This is a genomic window from Pseudomonas sp. R3-18-08, from assembly GCF_003852065.1.
In the GTDB taxonomy this organism is placed as follows: domain Bacteria; phylum Pseudomonadota; class Gammaproteobacteria; order Pseudomonadales; family Pseudomonadaceae; genus Aquipseudomonas.
Genome location: NZ_CP027729.1, coordinates 1,315,067 through 1,329,631, shown reverse-complemented (window position 1 = coordinate 1,329,631; position 14,565 = coordinate 1,315,067). Strand labels below are relative to the sequence as shown.

Sequence of the window (14,565 nt, the reverse complement as noted above, 5' to 3'; positions counted from 1 at the left end):
GGTCAGCGGGCATACATGCCCCACCAGAACACATGGCCGAGGATGCTGATCTGCTCATCCTGGATATCCTGGAAGCTGTAGTCCTCGTCCGGATGCTCGTCACGATTGAAACTGCGCAGACGAATCCCGGACGGCAGGCGGTAGAGCTGTTTCACCCGCAGCTGGCCATTATGATTGATGGCATACAGGTCACCATCGACGATGTCGCCAATCCCGCTCTTGCCGGCATTCACTCCCACCGTCGCGCCATCGCGCAGCACCGGCAACATGCTGTTGCCACGTACCGTCACGCATTTGGCCTGGTCGAACTGCACGCCGTTATGCCGCAGGCTGCGCTTTCCAAAGCGCAGGCTGGCCTTCTCGCTTTCCTCGATGACGAATCTTCCTGATCCAGCAGCCAATTCAACCTCACGCAGAAAGGGGATCGACACCTCGTCATCATTAACGGGGGTGTCGTCGTCCCACAGGCTTATGTCCTTGAGTTCCGAATGCATCGGGTCGCGCCCGTCATCACGCAAGGTACCTACCGTTGCGCGCCCGCGCAGGTGGTCGGTGCTGACGCGGAAGTATTCGGCGATGCGTGAGATGTGTTTGTCCGACGGATCAACGATCTTGCCGCTGAGGATCCGGGACAGGGTGGATTGAGGCACGCCGGTGCGCCGATGAAGCTCCGTGGGGGAGATTCGGTCGCGATCCAGCAGCTCTTTCAAGACGATAGAAACGTTGCGTTTTTGCATAACCGGAATAGTGACGAGAGTTTTTGCAGATGGCAAATGCTAATTTGCATATTTATGCATAAACAAGCTGATTAGGCGAATCTGAAACAAAATACTGTATATACGAACAGTCAAACAGCCTCTATCATTCCGTGCGACTTCATATACTCGCGGGCGACCGGATGTAAAAAGGGCGCAGATTGACAGCCGCCCTTGCTTATCGACAATTCAGGGCCTATGTATAAACTCTGTAACAACCTAGCCAGCAACGACGGAGGTGCCCATGGCTTATTCAGCTCTAGCTGTCGCTAACGCCTTCATTGAACGCGCGAAGGAAGGCAAGCTTTCAGGCCTGACGCCGATGAAGCTGCAAAAGCTGCTGTTCTATACCCAGTCCTGGCATCTGCGCGAGCGGGATCAACCGCTTATGGATGACCACTTTGCCCGCTGGCAATATGGCCCGGTCATTCCCTCGCTTTACCATGAGTTGAAATCCTACGGCAGCCGTCCCGTGACTTCGCTGCTCAGCAATTTGAAGCCCGACGACGAAGACATTGTCTTTGTTACACCGAGGGTTCCTGAGAGCGATACCTACACCCATCGTTTGATTGACCGGATCATTAACAAATACGGCAAATGGTCGGGCACTCAACTGTCCAACCTTTCCCACGAGGACGGCACAGCCTGGGCCCTCAAGGGCGCCGACGGTTCCGCCATTGACTGGGAAGACATGGCAGCACTCATTCACCCAAAGAGCCGCATCCGTGAGTGAAGAACTCGACAACCTGGAACTGACCCTGCCCCCCATGGCAGGGCCTGACCAGGACTCCCAAGCCGGTGGCGAGCAAGCCATAGGCACCGACGATGAAAGAAACCAGAACCTGAAAGACCAGAAGGCCGAAAGGCAGCTGCGTAAGAAATATGCGGGGCGCGCCTTTTGGTTTGCTGCCTGCGGCGTGATCTTCTGGGCGGTCCTCCTCGTGTGGAATGGCTGGTCGACGTATTACTCCGGTAAAGCGCCGTTCTCGGATAACGTGTTAGTGGCCATCACCACCGCAACTTCGATCAATCTGTTTGCGGCTTTCCTGGGTGTTATCAGAGGTTTGTTTCCTGCCAGCGGTCGCAGGGCAAAGTAAAACCTCTACAGACGGCACTTCGTGCACCTTTAATGCATAGCCGTTTTTCTTCCCGCGTATTACCTGGCCTTTTGCAAACTGCGAACCCCCGACCTCGCGTGTTAACCTTGCCGCCATTGCAAAAAATGCTGGGCCAAGCGCGCCCTTTGCCCCATCACTTTCAACGAATTTGCCTATTACCCAATGAGTAAAAACGCCTCCGATCTGTCCTCCCACACTCCAATGATGCAGCAGTACTGGCGCCTGAAGAACCAGCACCCTGATCAGTTGATGTTCTATCGCATGGGCGACTTCTACGAGATCTTCTATGAGGATGCGAAGAAGGCCGCCAAGTTGCTGGACATCACCCTGACCGCGCGCGGGCAATCGGCGGGGCAGTCGATTCCGATGTGTGGGATTCCTTACCATTCGTTGGAAGGTTACTTGGTCAAGCTGGTGAAGCTGGGCGAGTCGGTGGTGATCTGTGAGCAGATCGGCGATCCGGCGACCAGCAAGGGGCCGGTGGAACGACAGGTGGTGCGCATTATTACGCCGGGTACGGTCAGTGATGAGGCGCTGCTGGATGAGCGGCGCGATAACTTGATCGCGGCTGTCCTGGGTGATGAGCGTTTGTTCGGCCTGTCGGTACTGGATATCACCAGCGGCAATTTCAGCGTGCTGGAGATCAAGGGCTGGGAGAACCTGCTGGCGGAACTGGAGCGTATCAACCCGGTGGAGTTGTTGATTCCGGACGATTGGCCCAAGGACCTGCCGGCGGAGAAGCGCCGTGGGACCAAGCGGCGCGCACCGTGGGATTTCGAGCGAGATTCGGCGCTCAAAAGCCTGTGTCAGCAATTCTCCGTGCAGGACCTCAAAGGCTTCGGTTGCGAAACCTTGACCCTGGCCATCGGCGCCGCCGGCTGCCTGCTCAGCTATGCCAAGGAAACCCAGCGCACGGCCCTGCCGCACTTGCGCAGCCTGCGCCATGAGCGTCTGGACGATACCGTGGTACTCGATGGCGCCAGCCGTCGCAACCTGGAACTGGATACCAACTTGTCGGGCGGGCGTGACAATACGCTGCAATCGGTAGTCGACCGCTGCCAGACCGCCATGGGCAGCCGCTTACTGACCCGCTGGCTGAACCGCCCGCTGCGGGATTTGAGCGTGCTGCAAGCGCGTCAGTCTTCCATTACCTGCCTGCTGGACGGTTATCGCTTTGAAAAGCTGCAGCCGCAACTCAAAGAAATTGGCGATATAGAGCGCATCCTGGCACGAATCGGCCTACGCAACGCGCGCCCACGTGACCTGGCGCGCCTGCGCGATGCCCTCGGTGCTCTGCCGCAATTGCAGGCGGCGATGACCGAGTTGGACACTGCGCACCTGCAGCAGTTGGCCGTCACCGCTGGCACATACCCGGATCTCGCGGCCCTGCTGGAAAAGGCCATTATCGACAATCCGCCGGCGATCATCCGTGATGGCGGTGTTCTGAAGACGGGTTACGACAGTGAACTGGATGAACTGCAATCGCTGAGCGAAAACGCCGGGCAGTTCCTGATTGACCTGGAGGCGCGCGAAAAAGCCCGCACCGGGCTGGCCAATCTGAAGGTCGGTTACAACCGGGTGCACGGCTATTTTATCGAGTTGCCGAGCAAGCAGGCCGAGTCGGCGCCTATCGATTATCAACGTCGCCAGACCCTCAAAGGCGCCGAGCGGTTTATCACTCCGGAGCTTAAAGCCTTCGAAGACAAGGCGCTGTCGGCCAAAAGCCGCGCCCTAGCGCGGGAAAAAATGCTCTATGAAGCCTTGCTTGAAGACTTGATCAGCCGCCTGGCACCGCTACAAGACACTGCAGCCGCCCTGGCGGAGCTGGATGTGCTGAGCAACCTCGCGGAGCGTGCGCTGAACCTGGATCTGAACTGCCCACGGTTTGTCAGCGAACCGTGCATGCGTATCGTGCAAGGGCGCCATCCGGTGGTCGAGCAGGTGCTGACCACGCCGTTCGTCGCCAACGACCTGTCGCTGGACGACGACACCCGCATGCTGGTGATTACCGGTCCGAACATGGGCGGTAAATCCACCTACATGCGCCAGACCGCATTGATCGTGCTGCTGGCCCACATCGGCAGCTTCGTGCCGGCGGCCAGTTGCGAGCTGTCTCTGGTGGACCGGATTTTCACCCGGATCGGTTCCAGTGATGACTTGGCCGGTGGGCGTTCGACGTTCATGGTGGAAATGAGCGAAACCGCCAACATTCTGCATAACGCTACCGAGCGTAGCCTGGTACTGATGGACGAAGTCGGGCGCGGCACCAGCACATTCGACGGCCTGTCGCTGGCATGGGCCGCGGCTGAACGCCTGGCTCACCTGCGCGCGTATACATTGTTTGCTACCCACTACTTCGAACTGACCGTGTTACCGGAAAGCGAGCCGCTGGTAGCCAACGTGCACCTCAATGCCACCGAGCACAACGAGCGCATCGTGTTCCTGCACCATGTGCTGCCGGGCCCGGCGAGCCAGAGTTATGGTTTGGCGGTCGCACAATTGGCCGGTGTGCCCAATGATGTGATCACCCGCGCCCGCGAGCACCTCAGCCGCCTCGAAACCACGGCCCTGCCCCATGAAACGGTCGTCGCCAGCCCAGCCAAGGCCAGCAAGAAATCCGCCGTGCCGCATCAGAGCGATATGTTCGCCAGCCTGCCCCATCCGGTACTCGATGAGTTGGCTAAGCTCGACGTGGATGACTTGACCCCACGCAAAGCGCTCGAAATGTTATATGCACTGAAGACTCGGATATAACGCTGACGCTTGCAAGCTGGTAGACTCTCGCGCGGTTTGGGATGCTGCGGGCTATGAGCCTGGCCTGCAGACTATCGCTCCCGAACCTCGCGAGCCCTGCCACACGGGGTTTCGCTGCCGCCGCCTGAGGAGAAAATTAGAAATGACCTTCGTCGTCACCGACAACTGCATCAAGTGCAAGTACACCGACTGCGTAGAAGTGTGTCCGGTGGACTGCTTCTACGAAGGCCCGAATTTCCTGGTCATTCACCCGGACGAGTGCATTGACTGCGCCCTGTGTGAACCAGAATGCCCGGCCGTTGCGATTTTCTCCGAGGACGAAGTCCCGGCAGAGATGCAGGAATTTATTCAGTTGAACGTCGAGCTGGCAGAGATTTGGCCGAACATCACTGAACGCAAAGATCCGATGCCCGATGCAGCGGAGTGGGACGGCAAAAAAGGTAAGATTGCACAGCTCGAACGCTGATAGCGTCACCGTCCCAAAAGGCCCCTTGCGGGCCTTTTTGCGTTTCTACGTATCCGGTTTCACTTTTCTACAGGCGAAAAAAGGGGCGGTATGACCCGCCCACATTTTTTCCCTAGTCCCTGTATTCCTTTTTCATCGTCCTGATGAGTCGCATCCTGCGACATTCCTTCAAACCATCATTCCTTGATGGCCGTGCCAATCCGTGGACACAGGGCTGATGTTAGAGAATCCCAAAATAAGTTCAACGGGATCCAACTGGGCGACTGCAGGGCGCGGGCGTTTACACAAAGATAAATAACTGTTTTATTTCAATCAGTTAGAAACATCGCTCACGGATTCGAGACGCTCACACCCTGTAAAAAAACCGAATACCTACAAAAAAGTAAGCGAATGCTTACACAGGTTACTGCGGAAAAAGCGTAACGAGCCTGACAGGTAACGTTCCTACGCAAGGTTCAGTCGTCGCTGACCGTGATCGTCGGCATCGCGGGAGCAATCGCTTCCTGCAGCACTATCCTGGCGCCCACATGGCGGGCCAACTCCTGGTAGACCATGGCAATCTGCCCATCGGGCTCGGCAGCCACAGTGGGCTTGCCGCCATCGGCCTGTTCACGAATGGCCATCGACAGCGGCAACGAGGCCAGCAGTTCGACGCCGTATTGAGTCGCCAGCTTCTCGCCACCACCCTCACCGAACAGATGCTCGGCATGGCCGCAGTTGGAGCAGATGTGAACGGCCATGTTTTCCACCACACCCAGCACCGGGATGTTGACCTTGCGGAACATTTCCACGCCCTTCTTCGCGTCGAGCAACGCCAGGTCCTGAGGCGTGGTGACGATCACCGAGCCGGCCACCGGGACTTTCTGCGCCAGGGTCAGCTGGATATCGCCAGTACCGGGCGGCATGTCGATCACCAGGTAGTCCAAATCGCCCCAGGCGGTCTGGGTGACCAATTGCAGCAACGCACCGGAGACCATCGGCCCGCGCCAGACCATCGGCGTGTTGTCATCGGTCAGGAAAGCCATGGACATGACCTCTACGCCCAGGGACTCGATCGGCACAAACCATTTCTGGTCCTTGACCTTCGGCCGTGTACCTTCGGCGATGCCGAACATCACACCCTGGCTCGGACCATAGATATCGGCGTCGAGGATGCCCACGCGCGCGCCTTCGCGGGCCAGGGCCAGGGCAAGGTTGGCGGCGGTGGTGGATTTGCCCACACCGCCCTTGCCCGACGCCACGGCGATCACATTCTTGACGTTGGCCAGGCCAGGGATCTGCGCCTGGGCCTTGTGCGGCGCGATCACGCACTGGATATCGACCTTGGCCGAGCGCACGCCATCGAGGCCTTCGATGGCTATCTGCAACATCTGCGCCCATCCGCTTTTGAACAGGCCAGCGGCATAGCCCAGCTCCAACTGGACCGATACCTGGTCACCCTGGACCTCGATAGCCCGTACACAGCCGGCACTGACCGGGTCCTGGTTCAAATAGGGGTCGGTGTACTGGCGAAGAACGGCTTCCACCGCTGCGCGATTGACGGCGCTCATGGGCAACTCCCGAAAAAAGACTGACTGAAACAGGCGGCTATCCTAACCGTTCCAGGCCGCCAGCGGCATGCTTTCGCAGGGATGGAAAATTCTGAAACAGCACCACGGGGTGAAATAAATTTCCCGGCGCTTTATAGTGGCCGACCTCCGTTTCATCAAGTAGCCGAGCCCCATGTCCGAGCCACGCAAGATCCTCGTCACCAGCGCCCTGCCCTATGCCAATGGTTCCATCCATCTTGGCCATATGCTTGAGTACATCCAGACAGATATGTGGGTGCGCTTCCAGAAGCATCGCGGCAATCAATGCATTTACGTCTGCGCGGACGACGCCCACGGTTCGGCCATCATGTTGCGCGCCGAAAAGGAAGGCATCACCCCGGAACAACTGATCGCCAATGTGCAGGCTGAACACAGCGCCGACTTTGCCGAGTTCCTGGTGGATTTCGACAACTTCCATTCGACCCACTCCGACGAAAATCGTGAGCTTTCGAGCCAGATCTACCTGCGATTGAAGGAAGCCGGGCACATCGACCAGCGGTCGGTCACCCAGTACTTCGATCCGGAAAAGAAAATGTTCCTGGCCGACCGCTTCATCAAGGGCACCTGCCCGAAATGCGGCACCGCAGACCAGTACGGCGACAACTGCGAAAAATGCGGCGCGACTTATGCCCCGACTGACTTGAAGGATCCGAAGTCGGCCATCTCCGGCGCCACCCCGGTGCTCAAGGATTCCCAGCACTTCTTCTTCAAGCTTCCGGATTTCCAGCAGATGCTGCAAACCTGGACGCGCAGCGGCACCCTGCAGGACGCCGTGGCCAACAAGCTCGCCGAATGGCTCGACAGCGGCTTGCAGCAGTGGGACATCTCCCGCGATGCGCCGTACTTCGGCTTTGAAATCCCGGGCGAGCCGGGCAAGTACTTCTACGTGTGGCTGGATGCGCCGATCGGCTACATGGCCAGCTTCAAGAACCTCTGCGACCGCACGCCAGAGCTGGACTTCGATGCGTTCTGGGGCAAGGACTCCACCGCTGAGCTGTACCACTTCATCGGCAAGGACATCGTCAACTTCCACGCGTTGTTCTGGCCGGCGATGCTCGAAGGTTCGGGCTTCCGCAAGCCGACCGGCATTGCCGTGCACGGCTACCTGACGGTGAACGGGCAGAAGATGTCCAAGTCCCGTGGCACCTTTATCAAGGCGCGCACCTACCTGGACCACCTGTCGCCGGAGTATCTGCGTTACTACTATGCATCCAAGCTGGGCCGTGGCGTCGACGACCTCGACCTGAACCTGGAAGACTTCGTCCAGAAGGTCAACTCGGACCTGGTCGGCAAGGTCGTCAATATCGCCAGCCGTTGTGCCGGGTTCATCCATAAGGGAAATGCGGGGGTACTGGTCGCTGAAAATGCCGCTCCGGAACTGACCGATGCGTTCCTGGCCGCCGCGCCGAGCATCGCCGACGCTTACGAAGCCCGTGACTTTGCCCGTGCAATGCGCGAAATCATGGGCCTGGCTGACCGTGCCAATGCCTGGATTGCGGACAAGGCACCCTGGTCGCTGAACAAGCAGGAAGGCAAAGAGGCCGAGGTTCAGGCGATCTGCGCCACCGGCATCAACCTGTTCCGTCAGTTGGTGATCTTCCTCAAGCCGGTGCTGCCGCTGCTGGCCGCCGACGCAGAAGCGTTCCTCAACGTCGCGCCACTGACCTGGAATGACCACGCCACGCTGCTCAGCAACCACCAGTTGAACGCGTTCAAGCCCCTGATGACCCGCATCGACCCGGTGAAAGTCCAGGCCATGACCGACGCTTCGAAAGAAGACCTAGTCGCCAGCCAGACGGACACCGGCTCGACTGCGCCCGCAGGTAACGGCGAGCTGGCCAAGGACCCTATTTCCGATGAAATCGAGTTCGACACCTTTGCCGCCGTGGACCTGCGCGTTGCACTGATCGTCAAGGCCGAAGCCGTGGAAGGTGCCGACAAGCTGCTGCGCCTGACCCTGGATTTGGGCGGCGAGCGACGCAATGTGTTCTCCGGCATCAAGAGCGCTTACCCGGACCCGTCCAAGCTCGATGGTCGCCTGACCATGATGGTCGCCAACCTGAAGCCACGAAAAATGAAGTTCGGCATATCTGAAGGCATGGTGATGGCGGCTGGCCCTGGCGGCGAAGAAATCTACCTGTTGAGCCCGGACAGCGGCGCCAAGCCGGGTCAACGCATCAAGTAACCCCTGCAAGATGCCCTGGCGCTTCGGCGCCGGGGCTTTTCAGCCTGCACCGGTGGGCCTGGCGTCAACGCTATGATCAAAGCATGAACCTCATTCAACGTATCGACGCGCTGCTACCGCAGACTCAATGCGGCAAGTGCGGGCACCCGGGCTGCAAGCCTTACGCCGAAGGCATCGCCAACGGCGAGGCAATCAACAAGTGCCCACCCGGAGGCCAGGAAACCATCGCCGGGCTCGCGCAATTGCTGGGTGTGCCAGTGCTGGCCCTGGATACCAGCCGTGGAGACGCGCCGGCGCAGATCGCCTATATCCGTGAGGCCGAATGCATCGGTTGCACCAAATGCATCCAGGCTTGCCCGGTGGACGCCATCGTGGGCGCCGCCAAGTTGATGCATACGGTAATTATCGACGAGTGCACCGGTTGCGACCTGTGTGTAGCGCCCTGCCCTGTCGACTGCATCGAGATGCGCCCACTCGCTGACGTCTTGCCTATCGTAGGCGGCCTGGCGGACAGCGATCACGAACGGCACGAACGTGGCCTCAAACGCGACCGCGCTCGGCGGCGTTTCGAACAGCGCAACGCGCGCCTGCAACGTGAGGAAGCCTGCAAGCTCGCCGAACGCCTGGCGCGGGCCAAGCGCACGGCCCCGGTGGCCGCGGCACAAGCCGATCCCCATCAGGCCGCTCAGGATGCCGCGATCAAGCAAGCCAAAATCAATCTCGCCATGAGCCGTGCTCAACTGCACAAGTCCCTGAAAGCGTTTGGGCATCCGCCGACCTTTGAGCAGCAGTCGCAATTGATTGTCCTGCAAAGGCAGTTCGAAGCCTCGGAGCAGGCGCTTGCCGCGCTGGAAGGCAGCCGCCCGCCAACGCTGCCGACCACCCAGGGCCCTGAGCTCAAACGCGCCAAGATTCAACTGGCGATGCGCCGGGCCGAGTTGAAAAAAGCCCAGGATCAACAGGCTGATGAACAACAACTGGCCAGCCTGAGCGCGGCGCTGAACGCCGCCGAGCAGACGCTGCATGATGCCGAGGCCGACGCCACCGGCAACACCTGACCCACAGCTGATGCCGCACTGCGTATTGCTACAATCCCGTCGACCGCCTGCAAGGAAACGTCCGCCCTTATGAACGCTGCAAAACGCCTGGAAATTTTCCGCAGGTTTCACGAAGACAATCCGGAACCCAAAACTGAACTGGCGTACTCCTCGCCGTTCGAGCTGTTGATCGCGGTGATCCTGTCGGCCCAATCCACCGACGTTGGCGTCAACAAGGCCACGGCCAAGCTGTTCCCGGTGGCCAATACGCCAGAGGCTATTTATGCCCTGGGTGTGGAGGGATTATCGGAGTACATCAAGACCATCGGCTTGTACAACAGCAAGGCCAAGAACGTGATCGAGACGTGCCGCCTGCTCATGGAACTACACGCCAGCGAAGTGCCGCAAACCCGGGAAGCCCTGGAAGCGTTGCCCGGAGTCGGGCGCAAGACCGCTAACGTGGTGCTCAACACCGCGTTCCGTCAACTCACCATGGCGGTGGACACCCATATTTTTCGCGTCAGCAACCGAACCGGCATCGCTCGCGGCAAGAATGTGGTCGAGGTCGAAAAACAACTGATGAAGTTCGTGCCCAAGCCCTATCTGCTTGATTCACACCATTGGCTGATTCTTCACGGGCGCTATGTTTGCCAGGCGCGCAAGCCTCGGTGCGGCAGCTGCAGGATCGAAGATCTTTGCGAATACAAGCACAAGACATCCGACGATTGAGGGTTCCGGGGTTTTCTCTATCCATCGATTGAAAAAATCTTTTTTACCCGTTCGTGGATTATCGCTATAAGGGGCGCCAACGGCAGTCTTAGCCTGGAGTGAACCTATGAGCACTGGCAAAGAACAAATCGAAGTTGATGACGACCTGGTGGAGCTGGAAGACGATGAGGCGCCAGCGCCCGTCGCAGAGGTAGCCAAGACCAATTTGAGCAAACGCCGAACTATCGACAATCTTCTGGAAGAGCGACGCTTGCAGAAACAATTGGCCGATTACGACTTCGATCTTTGACCCTCTGGCAGACGGTCGGAAGCCTCCCTGACGGAGGCTTTTTTGTGCCGGTTGTTACAGGAACATCAGAGCGGCGGAGCGCCTTGCTCACACCAAGCCATTGCGTTGGGCCAGTTCTATCAAGTCGACCAGGGAGCGGGCATTGAGCTTCAACAGCAGGCGCGTCTTGTAGGTGCTGACGGTCTTGTTGCTGAGGAACATGCCATCGGCGATTTCCTTATTGGTTTTGCCACGGGCCAGTTGCTGGAGCACCATCATTTCCCGCCCCGACAAACGTTCAACCATGTCAGCTTCACTGGCGTTGCCCATCGTGGAGCGTACCGAATTGAGCGCCTGGTTCGGGAAATAGCTGTAGCCGGAAAGCACTGCCTTGATGGCGCTCAGCAACTCGGTCAAGTCCTGCTGCTTGCACACGTAGCCGGCAGCCCCGGCCTGCATGCAGCGCATGGAAAAATGACCAGGTGCCTGGGACGTCAGCACCAGTACCTTGAACGATACGGCTTGCTTGGTTGAAGCTAACCGACAAATAACTTCAAGGCCATCGAGCTTGGGTATTCCAATATCCAGTATGACAATGTCCGGCATATGTTCCCGCGCAAGTTGTAACGCATCGACACCGTTATCAGTCTCGGCAACGACCTCATAACCATGACGCTCCATTAGCATGCGCACAGCAAGCCGAATGACGGGATGATCATCCACGATCAGCACTTTATTCATGAGAAAGTCCAATTTCGCTGTTCGAATTATTTAGAGAAAGCACAATAGCCTAGTCATCTGCTAGTTGGCATAGCGCCCCCCCCCGAGCAACAGTAGGCAGAGACCCAACCCACAGCAAGATAGGAATTAACCTACAAAAATTCGCCAACTTTAAGGTATTCGGCTTTATGGAGCCTTTCAGACCTTTCCCTGCTCGTACATATTTTGAGTGAAATATCCTCATCCCCGGGTGTACGCGGTAAACGCGGCGCACATGCCTTTCAGGAAATGCCCCTTGTATGACACCGCACCGTAAACGAAGGGCTGAAAAAACCGCATCAGTTTCAGTTCCATTTAACATATTTATACACACTCCATTTTCCTACAGAAAATTCCATAAATTACATATCCATTGCTCCTACATGAGTGAAAATTCTGTAAGACATAGTTCCTATTCAGATGTAAAAAACCTTTCCTAGGAAAAGTAAAATGCTGAAATTAAAAAACATCTGTATGGTTTTGAAGCAGATTCCTTAAACAAACACTAAACGTTTGTAAACGTCGCACCTCAATTAATGCCCGTATGGGTATATTCAGGACAAAAAAAAGCCCCTTGCATAAGGGGCTTTTTCAGGACAAGCGAAACAGTCAGAACAACTTGCGGCCTTTGTTGGCCGCGATGCGCATGCGCAAGGCATTCAACTTGATGAAGCCCGCCGCATCCGCCTGATTGTAGGCACCGCCATCTTCCTCGAAGGTAGCGATGTTGGCGTCGAACAGTGATTCATCAGACTTGCGACCGGTCACGATCACATTGCCCTTGTACAGCTTCAGGCGCACGACACCGTTCACATGAGCCTGGGAGGCGTCGATCATCTGCTGCAGCATCAGACGCTCAGGGCTCCACCAGTAACCGGTGTAGATCAGGCTGGCGTACTTGGGCATCAGCTCGTCTTTGAGGTGGGCCACTTCACGGTCCAGGGTAATGGACTCGATGGCGCGGTGAGCGCGCAGCATGATAGTGCCACCCGGTGTTTCATAGCAGCCGCGGGACTTCATACCCACGTAACGGTTCTCGACGATGTCGAGACGGCCGATACCGTGTTCACCACCGATACGGTTCAAGGTTGCCAGTACGGTGGCTGGGGTCATCTCGACACCATCCAGCGCGACAATATCGCCGTTGCGGTAGGTCAGTTCCAGATATTGCGGCTTGTCTGGAGCGTTCTCCGGGGAGACGGTCCATTTCCACATGTCTTCTTCGTGCTCGGTCCAGGTGTCTTCCAGCACGCCGCCTTCATAAGAGATGTGCAACAGGTTGGCATCCATCGAGTACGGGGACTTCTTCTTGCCGTGACGCTCGATCGGGATCGCGTGCTTTTCAGCGTAATCCATCAGCTTTTCACGGGACAGCAGGTCCCATTCACGCCAAGGTGCGATCACTTTCACGCCAGGCTTGAGGGCGTAGGCACCCAGTTCGAAACGCACCTGGTCATTGCCCTTGCCGGTGGCGCCATGGGAAATGGCATCTGCGCCGGTTTCGTTGGCGATTTCGATCAGGCGCTTGGCGATCAGCGGACGGGCGATGGAGGTACCGAGCAGGTATTCGCCTTCGTAGACAGTATTGGCGCGAAACATCGGGTAGACGAAATCGCGGACGAACTCTTCGCGCAGGTCGTCAATGTAGATCTCTTTCACGCCCATGGCTTGCGCCTTGGCACGTGCAGGTTCGACCTCTTCGCCCTGACCCAGGTCAGCGGTGAAGGTCACCACTTCACAGTTATAAGTATCCTGCAGCCACTTGAGGATCACCGAAGTGTCCAGGCCGCCGGAATACGCGAGAACGACCTTGTTTACGTCGGCCATGCCATCACTCCACGGGGTTGTACGGAAAGGCGACGATTCTACCGATCAAAACCGTGAAATTACAGGGGCGCGACAGCAAATGAAGATAAAGCGACAGATTATGTCGAACGCGCGACCGGTGGTCGCACGTTATGAGGTGGCGGCGGGGTTGCTGGGTGCGGCGGCCTGGGGCGCCGGTTTCTCGGGCGCCGCCACGCGCTCGAGCTGCACATTGACCCGACGGTTGCGTGCGCGGTTGGCGGCATTGGTGTTGGGCGCCAAGGGGTAGCTTTCGCCGTGGAAGCGCAGGGTGATCTGCGACTCCTGGATGCCATTGGCCTTGAAGTAGTCCATCACCGCCAAGGCGCGGCGTCGCGAGACATCGCGGTTGGTCAAGCGGTTGCCGCTGTTATCCGAATGGCCGTTCAACTCGATATGGTTGACGGTGGGGTCGGCTTTCATGAACGCGACAATCACCGACAGCTTCTTCTTGGCAGCGGCATCCAGCTCGATGCCACCACCGGGGAAGCCGACTTCCGTCTGCTTGACCTGATCGTAATTCATCGGCAACAGCTTGGTAGTACACAACTGATAGTCGGTGTAGGCCTTGTTGAATTTCACCGGCAGCAGGCGAATCTCCGAGTAACCACCCTCGCGACCGTAATGTCGCACGGTCGGGCTGCGTCCTTCGAGCAAGCCAGTGAACAACCGCCCGGCCTGGGCCTGGGAGCTGTTAAACAGCACATCACCACTGCCGACGCGTACCGCACCGAGGTTGATATCGCCGCGGCCCGGTTGCCAGGGCGCGGCGGCGGCCAATAATGTGGCGGAGCCGGCACCAAGCGAACCGTTATAGGCTTTCAGGCGAAATGTCGCCTGCTCACCCGCCCGACGCACGAACTCACCCGAGCCGAAATCGGTGATCGGCTGGGTCAGTCGGCACTCGAACTGATCGCCCTCCACCTTCCACTCAATATTCTCCAGACGTGTCTGGAACGTGAGGGCCATCGCGGGCAGGCTGGCGAACACACTGAGCAGGGCTAGATAATGCTGGCGCACGGGAGGCTCCACTGGTTTCTACAACACTTCAAAGCGTCAT

Annotated in this window: 13 protein-coding genes; 8 read left to right on the top strand and 5 right to left on the bottom strand. The window is 57.9% G+C overall.

The genetic code is table 11. From position 1 onward, the window contains the following. Window positions 1-2 precede the first annotated feature (2 nt). The gene (locus C4J92_RS05970) at window positions 3-737 is read right to left on the bottom strand and encodes an XRE family transcriptional regulator (protein ID WP_124403251.1); all 735 of its coding nucleotides are present in this window, start codon (window positions 735-737) and stop codon (window positions 3-5) included. 262 nt (window positions 738-999) lie between these two features. Between C4J92_RS05970 and C4J92_RS05965 the strand changes: the two genes are divergently transcribed. From C4J92_RS05965 to fdxA, 4 genes are all read left to right on the top strand, one after another. Then, window positions 1,000-1,488 carry a Panacea domain-containing protein gene (locus tag C4J92_RS05965; protein WP_124366018.1) on the top strand — a complete coding sequence of 163 codons (489 nt, stop codon included), beginning with the start codon at window positions 1,000-1,002 and terminating at the stop codon, window positions 1,486-1,488. After that, window positions 1,481-1,852 carry a hypothetical protein gene (locus C4J92_RS05960; protein WP_124403250.1) on the top strand — a complete coding sequence of 124 codons (372 nt, stop codon included), beginning with the start codon at window positions 1,481-1,483 and terminating at the stop codon, window positions 1,850-1,852. The genes C4J92_RS05965 and C4J92_RS05960 overlap by 8 nt, the downstream gene beginning before the upstream one ends. Before the next feature lie 183 nt (window positions 1,853-2,035). Then, window positions 2,036-4,627: a DNA mismatch repair protein MutS gene (gene mutS, locus C4J92_RS05955; RefSeq protein ID WP_124403249.1), complete on the top strand. Its 2,592-nt coding sequence runs from the start codon at window positions 2,036-2,038 to the stop codon at window positions 4,625-4,627. 142 nt (window positions 4,628-4,769) lie between these two features. Then, window positions 4,770-5,093 carry a ferredoxin FdxA gene (fdxA, locus tag C4J92_RS05950; protein WP_124361524.1) on the top strand — a complete coding sequence of 108 codons (324 nt, stop codon included), beginning with the start codon at window positions 4,770-4,772 and terminating at the stop codon, window positions 5,091-5,093. 455 nt (window positions 5,094-5,548) lie between these two features. On the opposite strand, the gene apbC is transcribed toward fdxA, so the two are convergent. Next, a complete protein-coding gene (gene apbC, locus C4J92_RS05945; RefSeq protein ID WP_124403248.1) occupies window positions 5,549-6,643 on the bottom strand; it encodes an iron-sulfur cluster carrier protein ApbC in 1,095 nt (364 codons plus the stop codon). A gap of 172 nt (window positions 6,644-6,815) precedes the next feature. Between apbC and metG the strand changes: the two genes are divergently transcribed. The 4 genes from metG to C4J92_RS05925 all read left to right on the top strand — a co-directional run bounded on the left by metG (window position 6,816) and on the right by C4J92_RS05925 (window position 10,922). Then, the gene (metG, locus tag C4J92_RS05940) at window positions 6,816-8,867 is read left to right on the top strand and encodes a methionine--tRNA ligase (protein WP_124403247.1); all 2,052 of its coding nucleotides are present in this window, start codon (window positions 6,816-6,818) and stop codon (window positions 8,865-8,867) included. Window positions 8,868-8,950: 83 nt separating this feature from the next. Then, on the top strand, window positions 8,951-9,925 hold the full coding sequence (rsxB, locus tag C4J92_RS05935; protein ID WP_124403246.1) for an electron transport complex subunit RsxB: 975 nt from the start codon (window positions 8,951-8,953) through the stop codon (window positions 9,923-9,925). A gap of 69 nt (window positions 9,926-9,994) precedes the next feature. Beyond that, window positions 9,995-10,633, top strand: coding sequence for an endonuclease III (gene nth, locus C4J92_RS05930; RefSeq protein ID WP_124361520.1), 639 nt, complete (start codon window positions 9,995-9,997; stop codon window positions 10,631-10,633). Between the two features lie 106 nt (window positions 10,634-10,739). After that, on the top strand, window positions 10,740-10,922 hold the full coding sequence (locus C4J92_RS05925; RefSeq protein ID WP_124361519.1) for a PA3496 family putative envelope integrity protein: 183 nt from the start codon (window positions 10,740-10,742) through the stop codon (window positions 10,920-10,922). A gap of 87 nt (window positions 10,923-11,009) precedes the next feature. Here the strand turns inward: C4J92_RS05925 and C4J92_RS05920 are convergent, their stop codons facing one another. The 3 genes from C4J92_RS05920 to C4J92_RS05910 form a co-directional block, all read right to left on the bottom strand. Next, entirely contained in the window at window positions 11,010-11,642 is a 633-nt protein-coding gene (locus C4J92_RS05920) for a response regulator transcription factor (protein WP_003188986.1), read from the bottom strand. Between the two features lie 627 nt (window positions 11,643-12,269). Further along, window positions 12,270-13,487 carry an argininosuccinate synthase gene (locus C4J92_RS05915; RefSeq protein WP_065886002.1) on the bottom strand — a complete coding sequence of 406 codons (1,218 nt, stop codon included), beginning with the start codon at window positions 13,485-13,487 and terminating at the stop codon, window positions 12,270-12,272. A gap of 129 nt (window positions 13,488-13,616) precedes the next feature. Then, complete coding sequence (locus C4J92_RS05910) at window positions 13,617-14,525, bottom strand: OmpA family protein (RefSeq protein ID WP_124366011.1); 909 nt, start codon at window positions 14,523-14,525, stop codon at window positions 13,617-13,619. Window positions 14,526-14,565: the final 40 nt, after the last annotated feature.